At 66.3% G+C, this 19,872-nt stretch carries 29 protein-coding genes and 2 pseudogenes; 14 read left to right on the forward strand and 17 right to left on the reverse strand.

Features of this window, described 5'->3' with window-relative positions; genetic code table 11:
• Positions 1-402 precede the first annotated feature (402 nt).
• From ACLNEE_RS15265 to ACLNEE_RS15275, 3 genes are all read left to right on the forward strand, one after another.
• Positions 403-612, forward strand: coding sequence for a hypothetical protein (locus ACLNEE_RS15265; protein ID WP_411423998.1), 210 nt, complete (start codon positions 403-405; stop codon positions 610-612).
• 64 nt (positions 613-676) lie between these two features.
• Entirely contained in the window at positions 677-1,237 is a 561-nt protein-coding gene (locus tag ACLNEE_RS15270; RefSeq protein WP_411423997.1) for a pyridoxamine 5'-phosphate oxidase family protein, read from the forward strand.
• A 273-nt stretch (positions 1,238-1,510) separates the two neighbouring features.
• Positions 1,511-3,091 (forward strand): FAD-binding domain-containing protein, encoded by a 1,581-nt coding sequence (locus tag ACLNEE_RS15275; RefSeq protein WP_412007298.1) that lies wholly within the window; start codon positions 1,511-1,513, stop codon positions 3,089-3,091.
• A gap of 191 nt (positions 3,092-3,282) precedes the next feature.
• Here the strand turns inward: ACLNEE_RS15275 and ACLNEE_RS15280 are convergent, their stop codons facing one another.
• Complete coding sequence (locus ACLNEE_RS15280; RefSeq protein WP_411423995.1) at positions 3,283-3,840, reverse strand: DUF924 family protein; 558 nt, start codon at positions 3,838-3,840, stop codon at positions 3,283-3,285.
• A complete protein-coding gene (locus ACLNEE_RS15285; protein ID WP_411423994.1) occupies positions 3,840-4,034 on the reverse strand; it encodes a thiamine-binding protein in 195 nt (64 codons plus the stop codon). Before ACLNEE_RS15285 ends, ACLNEE_RS15280 begins: the two co-directional genes overlap by 1 nt.
• Before the next feature lie 53 nt (positions 4,035-4,087).
• Here ACLNEE_RS15285 and ACLNEE_RS15290 point away from each other — a divergent pair, with 53 nt between their 5' ends.
• From ACLNEE_RS15290 to ACLNEE_RS15305, 4 genes are all read left to right on the forward strand, one after another.
• Positions 4,088-4,537, forward strand: coding sequence for a CopD family protein (locus tag ACLNEE_RS15290; RefSeq protein WP_411423993.1), 450 nt, complete (start codon positions 4,088-4,090; stop codon positions 4,535-4,537).
• Between the two features lie 271 nt (positions 4,538-4,808).
• Positions 4,809-5,117: a hypothetical protein gene (locus ACLNEE_RS15295; RefSeq protein ID WP_411423992.1), complete on the forward strand. Its 309-nt coding sequence runs from the start codon at positions 4,809-4,811 to the stop codon at positions 5,115-5,117.
• Positions 5,114-5,368, forward strand: coding sequence for a hypothetical protein (locus tag ACLNEE_RS15300; RefSeq protein WP_411423991.1), 255 nt, complete (start codon positions 5,114-5,116; stop codon positions 5,366-5,368). Before ACLNEE_RS15295 ends, ACLNEE_RS15300 begins: the two co-directional genes overlap by 4 nt.
• A gap of 3 nt (positions 5,369-5,371) precedes the next feature.
• Entirely contained in the window at positions 5,372-5,476 is a 105-nt protein-coding gene (locus tag ACLNEE_RS15305) for a DUF1651 domain-containing protein (protein WP_411423990.1), read from the forward strand.
• Positions 5,477-5,534: 58 nt separating this feature from the next.
• Here ACLNEE_RS15305 and arsB read toward each other — a convergent pair whose 3' ends face one another.
• Positions 5,535-6,560 carry an ACR3 family arsenite efflux transporter gene (gene arsB, locus ACLNEE_RS15310; protein ID WP_411423989.1) on the reverse strand — a complete coding sequence of 342 codons (1,026 nt, stop codon included), beginning with the start codon at positions 6,558-6,560 and terminating at the stop codon, positions 5,535-5,537.
• Positions 6,560-6,946, reverse strand: a complete 387-nt coding sequence (locus tag ACLNEE_RS15315) for an ArsR/SmtB family transcription factor (protein ID WP_411423988.1) — start codon at positions 6,944-6,946, stop codon at positions 6,560-6,562. The genes arsB and ACLNEE_RS15315 overlap by 1 nt, the downstream gene beginning before the upstream one ends.
• Before the next feature lie 82 nt (positions 6,947-7,028).
• Here ACLNEE_RS15315 and ACLNEE_RS15320 point away from each other — a divergent pair, with 82 nt between their 5' ends.
• The 3 genes and pseudogenes from ACLNEE_RS15320 to ACLNEE_RS15330 all read left to right on the forward strand — a co-directional run bounded on the left by ACLNEE_RS15320 (position 7,029) and on the right by ACLNEE_RS15330 (position 9,382).
• The gene (locus ACLNEE_RS15320) at positions 7,029-8,054 is read left to right on the forward strand and encodes an ArsJ-associated glyceraldehyde-3-phosphate dehydrogenase (protein ID WP_411423987.1); all 1,026 of its coding nucleotides are present in this window, start codon (positions 7,029-7,031) and stop codon (positions 8,052-8,054) included.
• A gap of 141 nt (positions 8,055-8,195) precedes the next feature.
• A pseudogene (locus ACLNEE_RS15325) lies at positions 8,196-8,648 on the forward strand (MFS transporter); the annotation flags it as partial.
• A gap of 101 nt (positions 8,649-8,749) precedes the next feature.
• Positions 8,750-9,382 carry an MFS transporter gene (locus tag ACLNEE_RS15330; RefSeq protein WP_412007302.1) on the forward strand — a complete coding sequence of 211 codons (633 nt, stop codon included), beginning with the start codon at positions 8,750-8,752 and terminating at the stop codon, positions 9,380-9,382.
• Here the strand turns inward: ACLNEE_RS15330 and ACLNEE_RS15335 are convergent.
• From ACLNEE_RS15335 to ACLNEE_RS15370, 8 genes are all read right to left on the reverse strand, one after another.
• On the reverse strand, positions 9,371-9,964 hold the full coding sequence (locus ACLNEE_RS15335) for a cation transporter (protein WP_412007299.1): 594 nt from the start codon (positions 9,962-9,964) through the stop codon (positions 9,371-9,373). The two genes, ACLNEE_RS15330 and ACLNEE_RS15335, sit on opposite strands and share 12 nt — an antisense overlap.
• A gap of 1,050 nt (positions 9,965-11,014) precedes the next feature.
• Positions 11,015-11,368, reverse strand: a complete 354-nt coding sequence (locus ACLNEE_RS15340) for a hypothetical protein (RefSeq protein WP_411423982.1) — start codon at positions 11,366-11,368, stop codon at positions 11,015-11,017.
• A 216-nt stretch (positions 11,369-11,584) separates the two neighbouring features.
• Entirely contained in the window at positions 11,585-11,749 is a 165-nt protein-coding gene (locus ACLNEE_RS15345) for a hypothetical protein (RefSeq protein WP_411423981.1), read from the reverse strand.
• Between the two features lie 23 nt (positions 11,750-11,772).
• Positions 11,773-12,042 carry a Txe/YoeB family addiction module toxin gene (locus ACLNEE_RS15350; RefSeq protein WP_411423980.1) on the reverse strand — a complete coding sequence of 90 codons (270 nt, stop codon included), beginning with the start codon at positions 12,040-12,042 and terminating at the stop codon, positions 11,773-11,775.
• The gene (locus ACLNEE_RS17180) at positions 12,029-12,556 is read right to left on the reverse strand and encodes a type II toxin-antitoxin system Phd/YefM family antitoxin (protein ID WP_425625194.1); all 528 of its coding nucleotides are present in this window, start codon (positions 12,554-12,556) and stop codon (positions 12,029-12,031) included. The genes ACLNEE_RS15350 and ACLNEE_RS17180 overlap by 14 nt, the downstream gene beginning before the upstream one ends.
• Complete coding sequence (locus tag ACLNEE_RS15360; RefSeq protein ID WP_411423979.1) at positions 12,553-12,870, reverse strand: nucleotidyltransferase family protein; 318 nt, start codon at positions 12,868-12,870, stop codon at positions 12,553-12,555. The genes ACLNEE_RS17180 and ACLNEE_RS15360 overlap by 4 nt, the downstream gene beginning before the upstream one ends.
• Positions 12,871-12,874: 4 nt before the next feature.
• Positions 12,875-12,997 carry a hypothetical protein gene (locus ACLNEE_RS15365; protein WP_411423978.1) on the reverse strand — a complete coding sequence of 41 codons (123 nt, stop codon included), beginning with the start codon at positions 12,995-12,997 and terminating at the stop codon, positions 12,875-12,877.
• Between the two features lie 7 nt (positions 12,998-13,004).
• Positions 13,005-13,196: a hypothetical protein gene (locus ACLNEE_RS15370; RefSeq protein WP_411423977.1), complete on the reverse strand. Its 192-nt coding sequence runs from the start codon at positions 13,194-13,196 to the stop codon at positions 13,005-13,007.
• A gap of 218 nt (positions 13,197-13,414) precedes the next feature.
• Here ACLNEE_RS15370 and ACLNEE_RS15375 point away from each other — a divergent pair, with 218 nt between their 5' ends.
• Positions 13,415-14,281, forward strand: a complete 867-nt coding sequence (locus ACLNEE_RS15375; protein WP_412007300.1) for a DUF429 domain-containing protein — start codon at positions 13,415-13,417, stop codon at positions 14,279-14,281.
• Positions 14,282-14,487: 206 nt separating this feature from the next.
• On the opposite strand, the gene ACLNEE_RS15380 is transcribed toward ACLNEE_RS15375, so the two are convergent.
• Both ACLNEE_RS15380 and ACLNEE_RS15385 read right to left on the reverse strand, forming a co-directional pair.
• Positions 14,488-15,324, reverse strand: a complete 837-nt coding sequence (locus ACLNEE_RS15380; RefSeq protein WP_411423974.1) for an alpha/beta fold hydrolase — start codon at positions 15,322-15,324, stop codon at positions 14,488-14,490.
• A 549-nt stretch (positions 15,325-15,873) separates the two neighbouring features.
• Positions 15,874-16,077 carry a hypothetical protein gene (locus tag ACLNEE_RS15385; protein ID WP_411423972.1) on the reverse strand — a complete coding sequence of 68 codons (204 nt, stop codon included), beginning with the start codon at positions 16,075-16,077 and terminating at the stop codon, positions 15,874-15,876.
• 93 nt (positions 16,078-16,170) lie between these two features.
• Here ACLNEE_RS15385 and ACLNEE_RS15390 point away from each other — a divergent pair, with 93 nt between their 5' ends.
• The 3 genes and pseudogenes from ACLNEE_RS15390 to ACLNEE_RS15400 all read left to right on the forward strand — a co-directional run.
• Positions 16,171-16,542 (forward strand): AbrB family transcriptional regulator, encoded by a 372-nt coding sequence (locus tag ACLNEE_RS15390; RefSeq protein WP_411423971.1) that lies wholly within the window; start codon positions 16,171-16,173, stop codon positions 16,540-16,542.
• A gap of 120 nt (positions 16,543-16,662) precedes the next feature.
• Positions 16,663-17,298 (forward strand): alpha/beta fold hydrolase, encoded by a 636-nt coding sequence (locus ACLNEE_RS15395; protein WP_412007301.1) that lies wholly within the window; start codon positions 16,663-16,665, stop codon positions 17,296-17,298.
• A gap of 136 nt (positions 17,299-17,434) precedes the next feature.
• A pseudogene (locus ACLNEE_RS15400) lies at positions 17,435-17,614 on the forward strand (IS5/IS1182 family transposase); the annotation flags it as partial.
• Positions 17,615-17,619: 5 nt separating this feature from the next.
• On the opposite strand, the gene ACLNEE_RS15405 reads toward ACLNEE_RS15400, so the two are convergent.
• The 3 genes from ACLNEE_RS15405 to ACLNEE_RS15415 form a co-directional block, all read right to left on the reverse strand.
• Complete coding sequence (locus tag ACLNEE_RS15405) at positions 17,620-18,720, reverse strand: DUF4912 domain-containing protein (RefSeq protein ID WP_411423969.1); 1,101 nt, start codon at positions 18,718-18,720, stop codon at positions 17,620-17,622.
• 631 nt (positions 18,721-19,351) lie between these two features.
• The gene (locus ACLNEE_RS15410; protein ID WP_411423968.1) at positions 19,352-19,531 is read right to left on the reverse strand and encodes a hypothetical protein; all 180 of its coding nucleotides are present in this window, start codon (positions 19,529-19,531) and stop codon (positions 19,352-19,354) included.
• A gap of 66 nt (positions 19,532-19,597) precedes the next feature.
• Positions 19,598-19,753 (reverse strand): hypothetical protein, encoded by a 156-nt coding sequence (locus tag ACLNEE_RS15415; protein ID WP_411423967.1) that lies wholly within the window; start codon positions 19,751-19,753, stop codon positions 19,598-19,600.
• Between the last annotated feature and the right edge of the window lie 119 nt (positions 19,754-19,872).

Below are 19,872 nucleotides of genomic sequence, written 5' to 3' on the forward strand. Positions count from 1 at the left end.
CCAGTCGATCCTCGACGGCCAGGGCCGCGTGATCAACACCTGGGCTGATGTGCTGAACCGCGCTGGCCTGGGCATGGAAGTGATGCACGAGCGCAACGCTCACAACTTCCCCCTCGACCTGGCCGCTGCGGAAGCCACCCCCGTGGCGCTGACCGCCCCGGCGATCGGCTGAGGCCGCCAGGACGGCATCACCAACCGGCCTGAACACAGGGTGATCAACTCTGTGCGATCAGTCCGGTGAACCCGAATCCCTTAGGTCCCCTCCACTCCAGGAGGGGGCTTTTTTCATGGCTGGTCCACCAGCCATGCAGCCGTGACAAGCGGAAGGGCGGCCAGAAGACAGGACAAGTGGGAGGTGCTTGCACGGCAGGGACAGCCTTTACAGATCAGGGGAAATCACTTATGTTGCTGTTTGTAACAACGCGGCTCATGATGGGAGAGTTCCTCGATCCAGTGGCTAACGAGTTCCCCCTGCGGCTGGTGTTGAGCATTGTCTGCAGCGCCGCCATTGGCCTCTGCGCAATCCTGCAGCCTGGTGAAGAGCGTGATGATGACGATTCCGGCTCAGGAGGTGGTGGCCTGATGCAGCCAGTCGCTGTTGGAGCGCGCTGATCGGCAGCCCGTCAGGTATCGGAAGTGCCCTGGCCCTGAACCGACGCCAGCCGAAGCCGACGTGATGGCACTGCCGCCATGGCGAGCGTTACTCCGCGGGGCCCGCGAACGGGAAGGCCGCTCACCAGCGGCCCGCTGGCTGCAGCTCGCCACCGTCGCTCCCGATGGCAGCCCGCGGGTGCGCACCCTGGTCTTTCGTGGCTGGGTCGCTGGCGCCGCGTTGGATCTGCTCACCGACGGGCGCAGTGCGAAACAGGTTGAGCTGCAGCAGCAGCCCGCCGTGGAACTGTGCTGGCTGCTGCCCAAAGCCCGCTCTCAGTTTCGCCTGCGCGGGGACGTACTGACCTTGCCCCCAGACGTGGACAGGGATGCGCGCCTGCGGCACTGGTACCAGCTCACCCCTTCAGGCCGCGCCCTCTGGGGCTGGCCCGAACCGGGGGCAGCGTTTGATGCCGCAGAGGCTTTCCCGCTGGAGCTTGCCGACGCAACCCCGCTGCCGGAGCATTTCCAGCTGCTGCGCATTGATCTTGCCCAGGTGGAGTTGCTGGAGCTGAGGGATCATCCTCACCTGCGTCGTCGCTGGAGACGAGCCCACGGCTGGCAGGAGGAGCGTCTGAATCCCTGATGGGTGGCGCAGCAGCGCAGGGTCTACACCTCACTTCAGGATTCACAGCGGGCAGCTCACCTCAGCAAGCCTGGCCTCGCTAGGGCCAGCTCTCCGCTTCGGTTCGCTGGAGGCTCAAACCAGCGGTGCCACTTCCGGGACATGCTTCGCCATGCAGGCCTCGCACACCCCGTGGGAGAACTCCACGTTTCCTCGGCGGAGCTGCAGGTCGCTGAGGTCATGGTGGCGGTGCTCGCCGTCCGATGACCAACCCGCCAAAGTGGAACGCCGGAGTTGGGCGGCGGCGAGACGGTGGGCTCTCTGCAGGTCATGTGGTTCAAGCGGGATCTGCGGGTCACCGACCATCGGCCGTTGCTTGAGGCCAGCCGCCACGGGCCGGTGCTGCCGCTGGTGGTGATCGAACCGGAGCTGTGGCGGCAGCCGGATGCCTCCGCCCGCCAGTGGGCCTTCTGCGCTGAGAGTCTGATCGACCTGGGCCAGGAGCTGGCCTGTCTGGGCCAGCCCCTGGTGGTGCGGGTCGGAGAGGTGGAGGAGGTGCTGGAGCGAGCCCGGCGTCGCTTCGGGATCGGCGGCCTCTGGAGCCATGAGGAGACAGGAAACGGCTGGACCTACGCCCGCGACCGGCGGGTGGCCGCCTGGGCCCGGAGGCACGGCATCACCTGGCGCCAATGCCGCCAGTTCGGCGTGATCCGACGGCTGCCCAGCCGCGACGGCTGGGCCCGGCGCTGGCAGGAGCTGATGGGCGAACCGCTCTCGCCGCCGCCGCCGCGGCTGCCTTGCCTGGAGGGGGTGGATCCGGGCACGTTGCCCGATGCTGCAGCGCTTGGCCTGGCGGATGATCCCTGCCCCGGCCGCCAGCCCGGCGGCCGCCGTGAGGGCCTGGCCCTGCTGGAGAGCTTCCTGCAGCACAGGGGAGCCCGGTATCACCTGGACCTGTCGAGCCCTCTCACCGCCACCAGCGGCTGCTCCCGGCTCTCGGCGCACCTTGCCTGGGGCACCCTGTCGCTGCGGCAGGTGGTGCACGCCTGCCGCCACCGCCGACAGGAGCTCGGCGCCGGCGCCAGCGGCTCCACTGTGGGCCGTACCTGGCAGCGGGCTCTGCGCGGGTTCCAGGAACGGCTCCACTGGCACTGCCATTTCATTCAGAAGCTGGAGTGCCAGCCCGACCTGGAATTCCGCGAACTGCATCCACTCATGGCGGGGCTGGCCTCAAGTGATCCCGTCCGCCTGGAGGCCTGGGCCCGGGGACGCACCGGACTGCCGTTTGTGGATGCCTGCATGAGGTCGCTGAGGGCCACCGGCTGGCTCAACTTCCGCATGCGGGCGATGCTGCTTTCGGTGGCCTGCCACCACCTCAACCTCCCCTGGCGCGACGCCGGACTGGTGCTGGCGCGCCTGTTCGTGGATTACGAGCCCGGCATTCACTGGAGTCAGTGCCAGATGCAGGCGGGCACCACCGGCATCAACACCGTCCGCATCTACAACCCGATCAAGCAGGGCGAGGACCACGACCCCCACGGCAGCTTCATCGGCAGGTGGCTGCCGGAGCTGGCTCAGCTGCCGCCGGCCCAGCGCCATCGGCCCTGGACCCTCGAGGACGCCGGCCCGCTCCTGGCCGGCCGGGGGGTGGGGCTGGACTATCCGCAACCCGTCGTCGATCCCGCCGCTGCGGCCAGGGAAGCCCGCGAGCGAATCCATACCCGGCGGCGGCAGGAAGGCTTCTCGGAAAGGGCGGACACGATCCAGCAGCGGCACGGCTCCAGGCGTTCGGGACTCCGCCCCGGGGAGCGCCGCCGCCGCGGGAGCGGCGACGCGGCGACCACAGACCGCCAGCTGAAACTGGATCTTGGCTGAGCTGCTGCCCACGATCGGCGCGAACCCCGGAGATGACACCGGCCTGGCGGCGGCAGGTGATGGCGGCGATCGAGCGGATCGAGATCGGGGGCGGGCGGGTCGTCAGCGTCACCCTGGCTGCAGGGTGAACGCCGGCACCTTGCAGCGCCAGCCCTGGGTCGCCTTCCGCCGCCGCCGTGGGACCCGATGGCTCAGAAGCCTGAGCCCGGTGTCTGCAGGAAGGCCAGCTCCGCAGCGCTCGACACCCTCCCAAGAGCAGCGTTGCGATGGGGGAAGCGGCCAAAGCGGGCGATCACGTCACGGTGCCGGCGGGCGAACTCGGCGGTGCGTGCGTCGGTGAACTGCCCGAACAGCGGCACGGCCGCCTCCTGCACCGCCAGCTCCTCGCTGTGCATCTGCGGCATCAGCCAGAACTGTCGCCGCGCCTGCTCGGGTTCTGCCTCCAGCCAGCCCTGCTCCACCGCCCCCAGGCTCAACCCCAGGGCCTGGGGATCGCCTGCGAAGGCCATGGCGGTGTCGCGCCAGATCTGGCGCGGGAACTGATCGAGCAGCAGCACCAGCGCCAGGGCGCTTGGCGCCTCAGTGCTCCATGGGGCGAGCTCGCCGGCGATCGCCTGTCGTGTGAGGCCGATGAAGCGCTCCCGCACCTGCCCGTCAAAGACCGGGTCTTTGGCAAACCACTGCCCAGGCCGAGACTCCTCAAACCAGAAGTGGAGGATCGCTCCAGGCGCCTCCGGATGATCGGCCATCAGAGCAGCGCCTGCACCCTGGCCACCTTGCCTTCCAGGGTCTGCTGCTTTTCCCCTTCAATGGCGGTGCCGTTGGGGTGCAGCTGGATCTTGAGGGCGGCTGTCGTGAGCTCCCTTTCGCAGGCGGCGATGCTGGGCGCCAGGGGCACCCCCACGCCGATCGGCACCACCCACAGGTCCACGAACACCTTCACGCTCAGCCCCTCTGGATCGCACCCATCGTGGGTGGAGATCCCCCGGTGCTGCCATGTCCGTCTTCCCGCTGCTGGTGATCGTGCATGCCCTCGCCGCCACGGTGTGGACTGGCGGGCATCTGGTGCTGGACCTGGGGGTGCTGCCCAGAGCCCTGCGGGAGCGGAGCGCGACGGCGATCCGCAGTTTCGAGGAGACCTTCGAGCCGCTGGGCCTCACCGCCCTGGCGATCCAGGTGGTGACGGGGCTGTGGATGACCTGGATCTACCTGCCGAGGTTCCAGGGGCTGTTCAGCCCGGCCAATCCAATCGGGATGCTGGTGGGAACCAAGCTGTTGCTGCTTGCCGCCACGGCTGCCCTGGCCATCCACGCCCGGCTTCGGCTGATCCCCAACCTCACCGACGCCACCCTCAGCGGTTTGGCCTGGCACATCCGCGGCATCACCGCTCTGGCGATCGCCTTTGTGGTGGTGGGTGCCCTCATCCGGCTGGGTGGCCTGGTCTGAGCCGCCATGTTGTCCTTGGCGTCTGACGCTCTGAGGTGAAAACCATGAAAGTCACCGTTGAGCTTTCCGAATCAGAGATGGCCGAAATCCTGGAATGCCAATGGCCAGCACCAACTCACGCACATCGGCCCGTTCCCGTCACGCTCCACCGCCTCCATCCTGGGGGTCGTGCAAGCGGTGGATGGGGGTACTGATGCGTGAGCGGCTGCGGTGCCTGCCAGCCGCACTTGGCCGGTGCCACGGTGCCCGGTCGGCTTCGGGAATCGCCGCGATGGCGGCCCTGCTGATCGGCGGCGCCCCCAGCCGCGCCGAACCCTGGAAGGACTGCGCCTACAACGACCGGCCGATCCCCTGCCGCGACAGCCACAGCAGCGACGGCACAGTTCAGATCGTCTGGAAGGACGGCACGGCGATGACCTACCGACTGATCCAGGAAGGCTTCCCCTTCTCCACCCTGCGAGACAGCCTGGGCGGCCTCTGGGAACGGGAGATCTACGTCCAGGGCAATGCCGTGTTCACCAACAAGGCCAACGGCAACCGGATCTTTGTGCCGCTGCGCCCGGAATCCAACCGGCCATGAGTGACCTCGACGCCTTCCTCCGCTGGAACTCCGGCCACCTGCTGGAGAACCGCACCCGTGGCGCCTATGCCGAGTGGCTGGTGCACTGGAGGTGGCCTGAACCTCGCGTGGCGACCAGCAAGCACCCGCCCCTCTCCCCCAAGCCTGGCTGGCTGAGCGATGGACGGCAGGTGTTGCACTTCCGGCCTACCCACTGGGACCGCTGGAGCCAGCGGCTGGAGCTGATCACCGAGGAGCTGCTGCCCGACTAGCCCGTGCCTCGGCTCAAGCACCGCAAGGAACTCAGCCGGCAGGAAGCGCTCAAGCTCTGGAACAAAAAGCTCAAAGAAGGCTGGCGGAAGACAGAAGCCCAGTGGTAATCGGCTGCGGTGCCAGCTCAGGAGCGAGTCCTTCTCTCAAGGGCCTATCGGGCCTGGTTCAGACGGTTCGATAGGGGAACAAGCGTGCGTTGCGATTCGCGATCGCCACCAGCGAGAGCATCACTGGCACCTCCACCAGAACACCCACCACGGTGGCGAGCGCAGCTCCGGAATTGAGTCCGAACAAGCTGATTGCCACGGCCACGGCCAGCTCGAAGAAATTGGAGGCGCCGATCATGGCGCCGGGGGCCGCTATGGCATGGGGCTGGCGCCACAGGCGCATCCACTGGGCACTGATCCAGAAGATCAGATAGGTCTGCAGGATCAGGGGGATGGCGATCAGAACGATCGCCAGTGGATTAGCCAGGATGGCGCTGGCCTGCACCATGAACAGCAGCAATACCGTGGCGATCAGGCTCACGATCGCCAAGGGCTTGAGCCGCTGCTCAAGACGGTCCATCCGACGGGTGGAGTGCAGCAACACACGGGTGAGCCAACCGGCCGTCAGTGGAATCACGACAAACAGACCCACCGCCGTGAAGAGCGTGTTCCAAGGCACCAGCACCTTGCTCACGCCCAGCAGCAGCGCGGCGATCGGAGCGAAGGCGAACACCATGATCAGATCATTGATGGCCACCTGAGCCAGGGTGTAGTTGGGATCCCCATCGCTGAGGCGGCTCCACACGAACACCATGGCCGTGCAGGGTGCCACGCCGAGCAGGATCATGCCGGCGATGTATTGGTCAGCCAGCTCGTCTGGAATCCAGGCCGCGAAGAGTCCGCGCAGGAACAGCCAGGCGATGGCTGTCATCGTGAGCGGCTTGATCAGCCAGTTCACCACCACCGTGATGACCAGTCCCCTGGGCTGATGCCGCAGTCCGGCCAGGGAGCCGAAATCGACCGCCAGCATCATCGGGTAGATCATGCCCCAGATCAGCAGACCGATGGGCAGATTGATGCGTGCCACCTCCAGCGATGCGATCGCCTGAGCGGCCCCCGGGAAGAGGGCGCCGAGGGCTACGCCGGAGGCAATCGCGAGTGCGACCCAGAGGCTGAGGAAGCGCTCAAAGATGCCCATAGCCATCAACAGCAAGGTTCAGCGGGAGTTGTGCAGTGGGCCGCCAGGCCGGAGAGCCAGCCCCGCAGCTGTTCGATGGCTTCGGGTCGGAGTCTGTAGTACACCCAGCGGCCGCTCTGACGGTCTGTCAGCAGCCCCGCCTCCTTCAGCACCCTGAGGTGAAAGGAGAGCTTGGACTGGGCCAGGCCCAGCTGCTCGGTGAGCTCGCACACGCAGCGTTCCCCGCCTCCAAGGGCCTCAATCAGCTGCAAGCGGATCGGTTCGGCCAGGGCCTTCAGCAGAGCCCTGGCCTGATCGGCGCCGAGCGATCCGGGCGCTGGGGCGATGGCGGTGGCTGGAGGGCCAACTGTGGCTCGACGGAGGCCCGCCGGAGAACTGGTGCTGACCTGCATGTGACCGGCGACACACAACCCATCAATCCTAGTTGATTTATGGTGCGTCGGCCTCCGCGCCCCGAAGCGGGCTGCTGCAGCCATGAAGATCGGAATCAACGGCTTCGGCCGTATCGGCCGCCTGGTGTTCCGCGCCCTCTGGGGCCGGCCCGGCATCGAGCTGGTGCACGTGAACGACGCCGGCGGCGATGCCCAGACCGCGGCGCACCTGCTGGCGTTCGATTCCGTGCACGGCCGCTGGCAGCAGGCGGTGCAGACCAACACGCGCGGCTTCTTCGTGGGCACCAAGCCCGTGAGTTACACCCAGGAGAAGGAGCCCACTGCAGTTCCCTGGCGGGAGACGGGCGTGGAGCTGGTGCTCGAATGCAGCGGCAAGAACAAGACGCCTGAAACCCTGCAGCCCTATTTCGATGCGGTGGGCCTCCGGCGCGTCGTGGTGGCCTGCCCCGTCAAAGGAGAGATTGCCGGTGCCGAGGCGCTGAACATCGTGTTCGGCATCAACCATCACCTCTATGACCCGGAGCGGCACCGGCTGCTCACCGCCGCCTCCTGCACCACCAACTGCCTGGCTCCGGTCGTGAAGGTGGTGCACGAAAGCTTCGGCATCCGCCACGGCTCGATCACCACCCTGCACGATGTGACCAACACCCAGGTGGTGGTCGATGGCTTCAAGAGCGATCTGCGCCGCGCCCGCTCCTGCCTGCAGAGCCTGATCCCCACCAGCACCGGATCGGCCAAGGCCATCGGCCTGATCTTCCCGGAGCTGCAGGGCAAGCTCAACGGCCACGCCGTGCGGGTGCCGCTGCTGAACGCCTCGCTCACCGATGCAGTTTTCGAGTTGGAGCGCAACGTCACGGTGGAGGAGGTGAATGGCGCCTTTGAAGCCGCCGCGAATGGCCCTCTGCACGGCATCCTCGGCTACGAAACCCGGCCGCTGGTGTCTGTGGATTTCGTCAACGACAGCCGCAGTTCGATCATCGACGCCCTCTCCACGATGGTGGTGAACGGCAGCCAGCTCAAGGTCTACGCCTGGTACGACAACGAGTGGGGCTACAGCTGCCGCATGGCTGATCTGGTGAGCCATGTCGTCCTGCTGGATGAGCGTTGAGACCAGGCCATGAACAGAGACCCACGACCCACCTCGATCGAGGCCTCGAAGCAACCGCGCCAGGCTCTTTCTGCGCTGCAGCAATACGCGATCGTCACCGCCAACTACTGAGCGTTCACGCTCACCGACGGCGCCCTGCGCATGCTGGTGGTATTCCACTTCCATGAGCTCGGCTACAGCACCCTCGAGATCGCCTTCCTGTTTCTCTTCTATGAGTTCTTCGGGGTGATCACCAATCTCTATGGCGGTTGGCTGGGCGCCCGCTTCGGGCTGCGGCTCACGCTGTGGACCGGCACCCTCATGCAGGTGGCGGCACTGCTGATGCTGATTCCGGTGGCTGATTCCTGGCCGAAGTGGTGGAGCGTCGCTTATGTGATGGTGGCTCAGGCCATCAGCGGCATCGCCAAGGATCTCAACAAGATGAGCGCCAAGAGCGCCATCAAAACCGTGGTGCCGGAAACACCGGAGGATCACGGCAAGGGCGAAGGCCAACTGTTCCAGTGGGTGGCCATTCTCACCGGCTCCAAGAACGCACTCAAGGGCGTGGGCTTCTTCCTAGGGGGTCTGCTGCTCACCACGATCGGCTTCAACGCGGCGGTGGGTGCGATGGCGGCCGGTCTGTTTCTCGCCTTCCTGCTCACCCTGGTTCTGCCGGCGGAGATCGGCCGCATGAAGCTGAGCCAAGCTTCACCGCGTTGTTTTCCAAATCCGCAGGCATCAACATCCTGTCGCTGGCCCGCTTCTTCCTGTTCGGCGCCCGTGATGTCTGGTTCGTGGTGGCCCTGCCGGTGTTTCTGCAGCAGGCCCTGGGCTGGCGCTTCTGGGAGGTGGGTGGCTTCATGGGCCTGTGGGTGATCGGCTACGGGATCGTGCAGGGATCGGCGCCCGCCCTGCGACGCAGCTGGGGCCAGAGCGCCCCCCCGGGCGTGAAAGCGGTGGAGTTCTGGAGCGGCTCGCTCACGGCCATCCCTGCGCTGATCGCCATCGCCCTCTGGCGGGAGGCGGCCCATCCCGGCATTGCCGTGGTGGTGGGCCTTGCCGCATTCGGATTGGTCTTTGCGATGAATTCTTCGATTCACAGCTACATGATTCTCGCCTACACAGAAGCCGAGGATGTCAGCCTGAACGTGGGCTTCTATTACATGGCCAATGCTGCCGGCCGCCTGGTGGGCACCGTGCTCTCCGGCGCCCTGTTTCTGGTGGGTGGTCTGCAGGCGTGCCTGTGGGCTTCGGCCCTGCTGGTGGCCCTCGCCTTCGCGGTGAGCACCCGTCTGCCGATGCCGCCGCGTCAGCTGAGCACCCAGGCGACAGACGGCTCACGGGCGTGAGGCGCGAGCCTCGCGAAGGATGCGGAGGCCGCCGTTGAGCACCAGCAGGCTGATGGCGGTGCCGATCAGCAGGTCGGGGATGGGGCTGCCGGTCCAGGCCACCAGCAGGCCGGCGACGATCACGCCGAGGTTGGCCAGGGTGTCGTTGGTGGAAAAGATCACCGAGGCGCGCATGTGCACTCCGCCATTGCGGTGCCGACGCACCAGCACCAGGCAGAGCAGGTTGGCGAGCAGGGCGAGAGCGCCTATGCCCATCATCACGGCGCTCATCGGTTCAAGGCCAAGGACGCTGCGGCGCAGCACCTCCAACAGCACCCAGATCGCGAGCAGGATCTGAAGCCGGCCGCTGAGTTGCGCGGCACGGCGCTGTCGCTTCAGGCTGCGGCTCACAGCCCCCAGGCTGATGCCGTACACACCCGCGTCGGCGAGCATGTCGAGCGAGTCAGCAATCAGACCGCTGGAATCGGCGCGGAGGCCAAAGGCAAGCTCCACCACGAACATGACGGAGTTGATCACGAGCACCATCCACAGGGTTCGGCGTTCCAGCGCCGCGGATGGATCCGCTCCACAGTCGCAGTCCATTTCCTTGCTTGTGCCCTGGCCCGCAGCATGGTCACAACAAAGCCCGGAGCGCTGGCCCCGGGCTTTGTCTGCTCAGCCGTGGTGCCTTCCCAAGGGGGGCGGGCGCAGCTGTGCGGTCGGTTGATCGTCAGATCAGGTGGTTTTAGTTGTGGTCGGAGCTGCCGGCGCTGGCACCTGGGGCCAGGTGTCAACCGGGACGTTCCGTTGGGTCCGGGGCACCTGGGGCGGCGCAGTGGACGGCGACAGGGCTGTTCTCGCAGAGCAGCGACACGCCAGGAACGTCACATCTGGTCAGGACTGTTGGAGCAGGGGCCGGATCGTCAGCGCACTCCTGGCTGGTGCTCAGGCGGGGTGTCTTCCATCGACGGAGCCTCCGAATCCCGTTGCAGCCACGATCGAACCGGAGGCTGGAGACAGCAGGAGCAGCAGCGGGATCCACATCCCTCGTGACCAGCGGCAACGCATCGTCATGCAGGGCCGACTTCGAAGCCATCGTCTCGGTGAGCGCCCTGCGCCTGAAGCGCTTGAACCGCCCCGGCTGATCCCATGGCCTCCATGCAAGGCCGATCAGCTGGAGGTCGAGAGCATTCCTGGCCCTGGCGGCACCGTGGTGCTGCAGGCGCGTGTGCCGGGCAGGCCTGTGCCGTTGCCACTGCTCACGGTCACCGCGGCCGACGGTCAGCTGCACGGCCTCGGGCCTGAACAGCTGGCCCAGCCTTGGCAACAGGTGCTGCAGCGCCGGTTGCGCCATGCACGGCGCAGCATGCAGCCCGATCAGCTGGGACTGCGGCTGCGTGCCGCTGCCACCAGACAGTGCGCACCTGGAGCAGGCCCTGGCTGTGCTGCGGGAGGAATGCCTGGCCTTTGCGGCCAGGCCTGAGTGGAAACCGTTGATGCTGGAGCCGCCGCTGGTGCGTGGCGTGAAACGGATCACGCCGCTGGCGGTGGAGCTGAGTGTGCTGCTGATCACCCAAACGGGCGATCAATGGGCGGCTGAACGGGCCCTGCTCACCCAGATCGTGGCGCGGTTTGAGCGCGAGCGGCTGAACGTCACTCCAGCACCCGCGCAGGACCGGTGCAGACCCAGGTGCGGCCAATCCCCTTGGCGGAGAGAAAGGGTGTGTCGTAGAAGCTGGGCTGGCCCTTGGCGCTGTCGCTGTTCTGCACACGCCACTGCTCGCGCTCGCAGCTCACCGTGAGGGTGAGCGTGCCGCCACCGGGCTGGTTCAGCCGGAACAGACGCACACCGTCGTAGAGGCCCATGGGCTTGGCCTGCAGCTGCTTGAGCAGGATCGCCAGCGCCTGCTGCGGTTCGGCCTGTGCCGCAGGGAGCAGCCAACCCGCCGCTGCCAGGCAGGCCAGCACGCTGATCAGCCGCCCACGTCTTCCGCTGACTGCTGCCATGACCGATCCCACTGATTGGTTCAATTCTGATGAGCCATGCTGCAGCTGTCAGCGAAAGACTCAAGGCAAGAGATGACATCCCCGCCCTTTGATTTCTACGTTTGGGAGCAGCAGATCTCCCTGTTGTGATTGGAGGCGCTGGCCTGGCTCAGCCCAGGTGAGGTGTGCGATTGCGTGGGCCAGGTTTGCCACGACAGCGACGGCCCTCGATCGGCATCACAGGCCGCTGCCGTTGATGTTCAGAATTGGCAGCCGCGAAACCAGTTCCCCCTCCGAGAAGGTCTTGAGCACGGCGAGGTGCTCGAGGAGGGTTTCGTACTGGGCTGCCTCGATCAGGGTGAGGCCCATGAGCTGGGTGGGGCCGGGCCCCAGGGAGGTCATGGGCTATTGCCGAGCTTCCCGTTTCAGCGGTAGTGGTAGCGGCAGGCCAGGATCACCAGCAGGTTCGCTGCCAGGCGATACACCAGCCGATGCTCGTCATCGATGCGGCGTGACCAGCAGCCGGAGAGGTTTTCCCGCAGCGGCTCCGGTTTGCCGATGCCCACGCAGGGATCCCGCAGGCAGGCCTGAATCAGCTGGTTGATGCGCCGCAGCTGCTTGCGGTCCTGGCCCTGCCAGTAGAGATAGTCCTCCCAGGCTGCCGGCGTCCACGCCAGCCGCTCAGTTGCCGGCATCCACCAGATCGGCGTCGATCAGGGGATGGTCGAGCAGCTCACCACGATCGGCCTGCTCCAGTGAGCGCTGCAGGTGGGTGGCATTGGCGGGAGCGCGCAGCAGATGCACCGTCTCCATCAGGCTGTTGTAGGTGTCAAGCGACATCAGCACGGCACCCTGGGCGTGGCGCCGTGTGATGAGGGTGACATCGGCGTCGGCCTCGACACGATCCAGCACCGCCTTGAAGCTCTCGCGGGCTTCCGAAAAGCTCACCACCTGCATCTGAGGCGTCCAACTCCCTGTACAACAGGTTAGGACTGCCGGCCTGGGTCTGCACGGCACGAGCAGGGGGAGTCCCCTGCTGCTGAGAGCTTCTCCGTCAGCCAGAAATTGCATACAGATCACATCCAGAAGACCCTGGCCTTCCTCCTGCTCCAGCAGGCCTGGATCCTGTAACAGCGGGTTGGCCTTGCGCTCGTACCGCTCCAGTGCCTGCCGCAGCGGAACGAGCACCAGCAACAGCTCGTCACTCACGCGCTGATGCCGTCCTTGAGGATCGCCGCTCGCAGAGCCGGGTTCATCCGCTCCCGCAGGCGCACCAGATCAACGGGGCGTTGCAGCAGCTCTTCCAGTTCCTGTTTGAGATGCACGGTGGCAAACGGCGTCAGCGGATCCAGCTCCACCCACACATCCACATCACTGCCAGCCGTGGCCTGCCGACGGGCCATGGAGCCGAACAGACCGATTCGCTGCAGCTGGTAGCGCCGCCGCCACTCGCCACGGTGCTCACGCAGGAGCGCAAGAACCTGCTCCAGGCTGCCTGCAGGCTGGGCTGTAGAGCGGCTCATCACATCAGACGCGCCTGTTCAGTATCGGCCGGATCAGCGGCTGCACCAGGGCGCCGATGCCGCCGGAGCCGTAGCTGGCGCCGAACTCCAGCACCGAGAACTGGGTGTGCTGGGCGTAGGGGTCCACAGCGGCATCACCGGCCGTGCTGCTGCCACGCCAGCTCGCTGCTCAGCCAGATCGCCCCCGGCTTGGGCGGCAGACGGGCGCTGCGGCAGAGGATGCCGTTGTAGGTGAAGTCACCGGTGTCGACGCCGGGGATGGAGGTCTCATGCAGCAGGAGCCGTGCATTGGCGAAGGGCTGCAGGGGCGTGGGGCCCCCGCTCAACCCCTCAGCAGGGCAGTGGCACCCAACATGTCTGCAGCGGAGCCGCTGAACTGCACCCAGGTGGCCAGGGCCGCCCAACTGGAGCGGGGATTGGCGTAGACGGTCGCGTTCTCCTGGCGCAGCAGAGCACCGTGGCCGGTAGGGCCATGGCCTGGCGGATCGCGGCTTGATCGCCGGGTTGCCAGATTGCAGCCAGGGTGTGTGCATCCGGCACGGCGGTGAGGATCGAGAGGCCAACTCCTGTTGCCGGGGGCCTGGTGCTGGGGATCGATGCGGCCTGGACGGCCCATCAGCCCAGTGGTGTGGCCCTGGTGCAGCAGCGCGGAGATGCATGGTCGTGTGTGGCCCTGGCTCCCAGCTATCAGAGCTTCATCGACCTGGCCCATGGCACCCCTGTGGACTGGGCGGCACGGCCGCAGGGCAGCAGGCCAGAGATCGATGCACTGCTGGACGCCGCTGAACGTCTTGGCGGAGGGCCGGTGGATCTGATCGCCTTCGACATGCCGCTTTCCGCCGAGCCGATCGCCCAGCGACGTGCGGCCGATCGTGAGGTATCGCGGTTGTTCGGCAACCGGGGCTGTGCCGTCCATAGCCCGACGGCCCAGCGGCCTGGAGCCATCGCTGACCGGATCCGTGAGGAGCTGCAGAGCAGGGGCTACCCCCTGCACACCGCCACAGATTGCGCTGGGCCTCGCGGGGTGATCGAGGTCTATCCCCATGTCGCCCTGCTGGCGCTGCTGCAGCGCGACTACCGGGTTCCCTACAAGGTCAGCCGCTCGCTTCAGTACTGGAAGGCTGAGCAGTTGCCGGTGTCCGAGAGGATCCGCCGGCTGCTGGTGGAGTTCCGGCAGATCCGAACCGCCCTCAATCAGCACATCGGGGCGATCGCCCTGCCTCTGCCGGAGCCTGAGCAGGTCTCCGCTCTTGCTGCCCTCAAGCCGCTGGAAGACAGCCTCGATGGCCTTGTCTGCGCCTGGGTGGGGATGGAGCACCTGCAGGGCCGCACGCGGGGCCTGGGAGATTCCCTTGCCGCGATCTGGTGCCCTGAACAGGCCTTCCGCCCAGGCAAGGATTCGCCGGGTTAGGTGGGGGCTGAAGTAGAGGATCAGCGAGCTGCATTTGAGGAGAACGGAGGCAGCAATGGAGCGCTGGCGGAGGTCCGGGGCGCGGCCCTGGCGACCTGAATCCCGCTCCGCCAACCCCTCTGCGCCTGTTGACCGTGCCTCTCAGCTGAGCGGATGGGCCATTTCGCAGGGGGAGACGGGTTGTTCAGCGAACGCCTGGTGGGCGATCACCTCAGGCCGCTCAGCCAGTCGCGCACGCAGGAGACGCAGGCCTCTGTGGACTCATACGGCAACACGTTCCTGCCCTCGATGGTGGTGATGGCGGCCTGCGGCAAGGTGCAGCGATAGGTGGCCAGGCGCTCGCTGAGATCGTCCCAGTACCGCGCGCGTCCGATGCCTGTGGCTGATTCCCCGAACACCACCAGCAGGGGAATGGTGAGTTCCGCGAGCTGTGGCTCCCAGTTCCGGCGCCAGAAACCTGCGAGGAAGGAGAACACGGCCCAGCGGGTGGCCATCGAGCGGGATCCCTCCACCAAGGTGTCCAGCCATTCGGTATCGACGTCTTCGGCGCGGGCGAACAGATTCTTCTGCGAGAACGCACGCAGAAAGCTGCGGCGCCGGGCGTAGCGATAGAAGAGCCCTCCGACCGGTCCACGGAACAGCAGCCGCCACAGTGTGTGGGCCCGCTCTGGTGGGAATGCCTCCTGCAGCACGCGCCAGCCCGGCGGGCTGATCGCTACCAGGCCACGCACCAGTTCAGGCGCCCCGGCCTGGAGCGCCAGCGCGATCGGAAGGGAGGCGCCCTGGCTCACGAGAACGGCCGGCCGCGAACCGCGCTCCCGCAGCTGGCTGATGAGCGGTTCGGCCCAGTTTTCCGGGGTGAGTGGTTGCTCCGGGCAGGGAGCATCACCGCAACCGATCAGATCCGGCGCCAGCAGTTCTGCTGTGGGGTCACGCGTCGTCCAGCAGCGGATGAACCGATCCCAGAACCTCGAGGAGAGGCCGACACCGATCGGGTGGATCAGCAGCAGCGGTGTGGAGGCTGAACTGGCGGTGCTGTCCATCAGGGTTCCGCGACCCGTCCATCCTGTCGATGCCTGCAATGGGATGCCGGGGAATCCGCCGATCGGGGATCAAGCGGGCGACCCTCCGCCTCCACCACCCCGTAGCTGGCCGCCAGTTCCGCGTCACCCTGATGATTGTCCTCAAGCAGGAAGGCGCCCCGTGGGGGGCGCCTTTGCACCGGTTGCGGCGGTCACCTCCTCACACCAGGGACGGCCGGTCGGGTGTCTGGGGTTCACGTGTCACCTGTCTGGGGCCTGGCAGGCAAGGAGTGAGATCACGTCTGCAAGAAGAGATGCTCGGGGCTTGACCTTCTCGCTTGTGATCCACACCCGGGTTATGCAGCCCGGGGGTTCAACACGCGGGGATCAGCAGTGGCGTATGGCTTTCTGCACCTACGGGAAGGCGTTCGCGCTGCGCCATCGAGTTCACGGCGGTTTCACGCACATTGGGCGCACCTCCTTTGTGACCACCGGCTCGGGGGATCCCTGGCCGGATTCTCTTGGAAGGCAGGGTCCGGGTTGGCTTCCGAATCTCCCCTCAACCTCAAGTTAGGCCTCTTTCCCGGCGGCGGCGGCTTGCCGGTGTTCCTGTTCCCGTACCCCCTGAACCCCCTTCAGCGTGGCGATGAGCGATGGGCAGGCTTCCCCGTCGCCGATGCTGACAAGACAGGGATGCGCCGTGCCCGCATGCAGGAAGTGCTGCGCCGAGGTCACACGGTCCTGGATGGGAATGGTGATGGCAAAGCTCTGCAAAAGCCTCCGCCCATGAGGGCTACCCCCGAACCGTGTAGCGCTCACAGCCAACAGCCCGAGCATTAGAGTGCCGTTAGTGGATGCTTCACCACCATGGCCCTCACCGGATCTGAACTGCTCGCCAAAGTCAAAGAGCTCGGAGATGGTTCCAAATCCGATCTGGTGCGGGCCGCTGGTTATGTGAGCACCAAGAAGGATGGCGGTGAGCGCCTCAACTTCACCGCCTTCTACGAGGCCCTGCTGGAGGCCAAAGGCGTCAGCCTCGGAGAGGGTGGTGGCAACGGCAAAGGGAAGGCTGGCCGCAGCTTGAGCTACGTGGCCACCGTGCAGGGCAACGGCAATCTGCTGGTGGGCAAGGCCTACACCGGCCTGCTCGACCTCAAGCCGGGAGATGAGTTCGAGATCAAGCTGGGTCGCAAGCAGATCCGCCTGGTGCCGGCGGGAGGGGCCGACGAGGAGGAGTGAGGGGCAGCTGCGCTGATCGTTCTCGTTCGGGGCGGCGACGTTGAGGCGGACGGATTGTCGCCGGTGGGTTACGCGAGCAACGACCCAATGAACGCTGAGGCCACCCTCTCCTCGCCCCGCTTGATCGACGGGCCCGAGTCCGCGCCAGCCACCGTTCTGCTGGCCCATGGGGCTGGTGCAGCGATGGACAGTCCGTTCATGGCGGCCATCGCCAGTGGGCTGGCGCACTGTGGCTGGCGGGTGGTGCGCTTTGAGTTTCCCTACATGGTCCGGATGCGAGAAACGGGTCGCCGGCACGGGCCCGACCGGATGCCGGTGCTGCTGGAGGCGTTCCGCCAGCAGGTGCAGCTCGAGAAGACAGGGGGGCCGAAGCGGCCGCTGGTCATCGGCGGCAAGTCAATGGGCGGTCGGGTCGCCAGCCTGCTGCTCGATGACCTGTCTGCCAGCGATGGGGTGCGCGGCTGTCTGTGCTTGGGCTATCCCTTTCACCCGCCCGGCAAGCCGCTGCAGCTGCGCACCGAGCACCTGGCGGGGCTGCAGACTCCAACCCTGATCCTGCAAGGGGAGCGGGACACGTTCGGCCGGAGAGAGGACGTGGAGACCTACAGGCTCTCGCCGCAGGTGCAGCTGGGCTGGATCCCCAGCGGTGACCACAGCTTCAAGCCGACCCGCAGCTCAGGCCTGAGCGAGGCGGAGAACTGGGCCGCGGCTGTGACCTTGAGCGATCAGTTCCTGCGGGAGTTGCTCAGCTGCTGAGTCCCCTCCGGGGCCCCAGCCTGCAGCCAGCTCCACCCCCCTGAGTGCTCTCGATCGGCGATGGCGACGGGATCCGCGTCAAGCACCCGGGCCGGACTGACGTGACCCCCTTGATCGGTCCAGGCGCTCGATCGGTTGGTTGGTCGGCCTCGATCCGGATGATCCCGTCCGGCATCCCACCAGGTTCCCCAAGACCAGGGAGCGGCTGCTGCGTGAGCAGGTGATGGGCAGGTTCCTGGAGACGCTGATGGCGGCTCCGGAGGTCCAACCGCTGCTCAGCGACGAGCACGTTTCAGTGGGGGAACCGGCATGGGCTGATGTTCAGAACCAGGCAAGCTCCGCCTCTTCCCGGGTGTTCACCTGGGCTTCTGGTGTGCGGCGCTGGAATTCCAGCCGGATCGAGCGCTCCTGCTCCCCATCGGCAGCGACCGCACGGATCGGATAGAGCTGCTCGCCATCGCGGAAGGGCACGTGCACGCGGAAGGTGCCGTCGGCGTTTAAAGCCACCGGCGCTTCGCCGATGAACAGGCTGGCGCTCGGTTCGGTGGCAGCGTGGACGATCAGCTCGGCATCAGCCACCAGCCAGAAGGAGCGCTGGCGCAGCAGACCACTGCCCGATTCGCTCCGGCCGCTGGCCCACACCCCAGCTCCTGAGGCATTGAGCAACCCTGCCTGTTCGCCACCAAAATCATTCTCATGCAGCACCTCCGAGCCGACGCGGCGGCTGCGGGAGCTGGCGACCGTGGCCAGCCGGTAAAAGCGCTCGTGCTCTACCCCGCCACTGCTCAAAGCTGGCACCGGTTCCGAGATCGCACCGATCGGAGCCTCCAGGGAAAAGGCTGCAAACCCATCGGCCATCCCTGAGCTGGGCTCCAGCGCCGGCACCCGCGCCACGGAAGACACCGCCAGGGAGAACCAGCCGCCGCCGGCCAGGCGATAGCCCAGATCGACGCGATAGTCGCGATCACAGAGTGGTACCGGCAGGTACCACTCCCGTGCGTCCGTATCCACCACCAGCTCCTGCAGGGCGTGGGGATGGGCAGCCCCGAGGGGCAGGCCGGTGACATCAGCCACTCGCAGGCAGAGCTGCTGCCCGCCTGCAGCCGTGGCCCGCGCACGATCGTCGCTGCTGATCTCCCAGAACACATAGGCCCACTGGGGATCCCGCGGCAGGAAAACCACACGGGTGGTGGCAGACGGCCGCGTTGGGATCGCTGCCGCTGTGATCTCAGCAGCCATGGCTGTGGCGGAGACAACTGGCTGTTCAGCGGGTGCCTCTGGCTGAACCTGACTCAAGGCCTCCACCAGCTCTCCCTTGGCAAGCCGGGCGTAGCTCTTGACGCCCAGGCGCCGGGCCAGCTCGCGCAGCTGGACCACTGTTTTGTTGAAGAGGGCTGCTGCGGGGAACAGGGAAAAGGCCATCGACCACCCAACATCACAATCCTTCACATGATCCCCTCTGCCCCCCGGGCAGCCGCGGCTCTGTCAGCACATGGGGATTGCCGCGGGATCAAGCAGCTCTTGCCTGAACAGGGCTAAGTGCGGATGCCACCTGCTTTATGGGGCAAATCGGCGGCTGTTTCCCGGCTCGAGCACCCCTTCCCGCACGACCGCGACTGGGCGCAATGATCAGAGAACACAGACGCAGGCCGGCGGCCTCAGCCGGCCACACCCCCAAACGCCTCTATCTCAGGACGGCTCCATGACGATCCCCTGATGTCGCAGCAGCGCCTGACAGAAGGCAACCCGCTCAGTGATGGGCATGTCGTGCTTGCTGTCGTTCGTCCGCCAGGCTCAGGGCCCTTCAGCCCCGCAGCCCATGCATCTGGTCTTCGGGCTGAGATCCTCGGGCTTGGGGACCTCTGGCCCCCTCTAGGCCGTGTAAGACCTCTGGGCGCCAACCCAATCCAGGGTCTGCTGAGGTCCTAACCCCCTCCCCGATGTCCCTGAGTTGAGGTGGCTGGGTTTGTCTTGAAAGCCCCCATCGTTGACCTATGAAGAGGGGCACTGGCCCTGAAGGGGCTCCCTCAAGATAGATACGCCTGGCCCCCTGTCAGTTCCCAATCTTGCGATCCAGCCACTGCGTCAGGACATAGACCCCGATAAACATCGGCAGATAGGCGATCCACATGTTCGGGAGGTCAAGCTCTGCATTGTTGATCAGAACAAGCCCTCCGTAGCTGATCGCGCCATAGAACACGGCCCTGCGCAGTGGTCCAGTGATCTTGTTCAAGCGGAATCGGCGTGGAGTTGAGCCTCAGGCTAGGAGCCTGTCGCGCGATGCGGCCAGTCCAGATGGTCATAGAGGAAGCACTGGAGCGCTGGCGAAGGTCCAGGGCCGCGCCCTGGACCCGTCGGGGGTGGCGGTGCTCATCGAGATGGAGCGGATGGTGCGGCTGGCAAGGGTCTGCACCCGATCGCAGCCGGCTGCCACCACCGAGCAGTAGGCGTTCACGGTGGGCCTGGCGTGGACCCCAGAAACTGAACCAGTCCTTATGAGAGCTTCCCGACCGGCCAGACTTGGCCAGGAGAAGCCCCATGAAACGCAAGCGTCACACCCCCGAGCAGATCATC

It is taken from the genome of Aphanothece stagnina RSMan2012, assembly GCF_046764815.1.
Classification (GTDB): Bacteria; Cyanobacteriota; Cyanobacteriia; order PCC-6307; family Cyanobiaceae; genus NIES-981.

Coding starts and splice junctions, on each gene's coding strand:
- ACLNEE_RS15265 (WP_411423998.1), top strand. CDS start 403: ATGTTGCTGTTTGTAACAACGCGGCTCATGATGGGAGAGTTCCTCGAT.
- ACLNEE_RS15270 (WP_411423997.1), top strand. CDS start 677: ATGGCACTGCCGCCATGGCGAGCGTTACTCCGCGGGGCCCGCGAACGG.
- ACLNEE_RS15280 (WP_411423995.1), bottom strand. CDS start 3,840: ATGGCCGATCATCCGGAGGCGCCTGGAGCGATCCTCCACTTCTGGTTT.
- ACLNEE_RS15290 (WP_411423993.1), top strand. CDS start 4,088: ATGTCCGTCTTCCCGCTGCTGGTGATCGTGCATGCCCTCGCCGCCACG.
- ACLNEE_RS15295 (WP_411423992.1), top strand. CDS start 4,809: ATGGCGGCCCTGCTGATCGGCGGCGCCCCCAGCCGCGCCGAACCCTGG.
- ACLNEE_RS15300 (WP_411423991.1), top strand. CDS start 5,114: ATGAGTGACCTCGACGCCTTCCTCCGCTGGAACTCCGGCCACCTGCTG.
- arsB (WP_411423989.1), bottom strand. CDS start 6,560: ATGGCTATGGGCATCTTTGAGCGCTTCCTCAGCCTCTGGGTCGCACTC.
- ACLNEE_RS15315 (WP_411423988.1), bottom strand. CDS start 6,946: ATGCAGGTCAGCACCAGTTCTCCGGCGGGCCTCCGTCGAGCCACAGTT.
- ACLNEE_RS15320 (WP_411423987.1), top strand. CDS start 7,029: ATGAAGATCGGAATCAACGGCTTCGGCCGTATCGGCCGCCTGGTGTTC.
- ACLNEE_RS15335 (WP_412007299.1), bottom strand. CDS start 9,964: ATGGACTGCGACTGTGGAGCGGATCCATCCGCGGCGCTGGAACGCCGA.
- ACLNEE_RS15340 (WP_411423982.1), bottom strand. CDS start 11,368: ATGGCAGCAGTCAGCGGAAGACGTGGGCGGCTGATCAGCGTGCTGGCC.
- ACLNEE_RS15345 (WP_411423981.1), bottom strand. CDS start 11,749: ATGACCTCCCTGGGGCCCGGCCCCACCCAGCTCATGGGCCTCACCCTG.
- ACLNEE_RS15350 (WP_411423980.1), bottom strand. CDS start 12,042: ATGCCGGCAACTGAGCGGCTGGCGTGGACGCCGGCAGCCTGGGAGGAC.
- ACLNEE_RS15360 (WP_411423979.1), bottom strand. CDS start 12,870: ATGAGCCGCTCTACAGCCCAGCCTGCAGGCAGCCTGGAGCAGGTTCTT.
- ACLNEE_RS15380 (WP_411423974.1), bottom strand. CDS start 15,324: ATGGACAGCACCGCCAGTTCAGCCTCCACACCGCTGCTGCTGATCCAC.
- ACLNEE_RS15390 (WP_411423971.1), top strand. CDS start 16,171: ATGGCCCTCACCGGATCTGAACTGCTCGCCAAAGTCAAAGAGCTCGGA.
- ACLNEE_RS15405 (WP_411423969.1), bottom strand. CDS start 18,720: ATGGCCTTTTCCCTGTTCCCCGCAGCAGCCCTCTTCAACAAAACAGTG.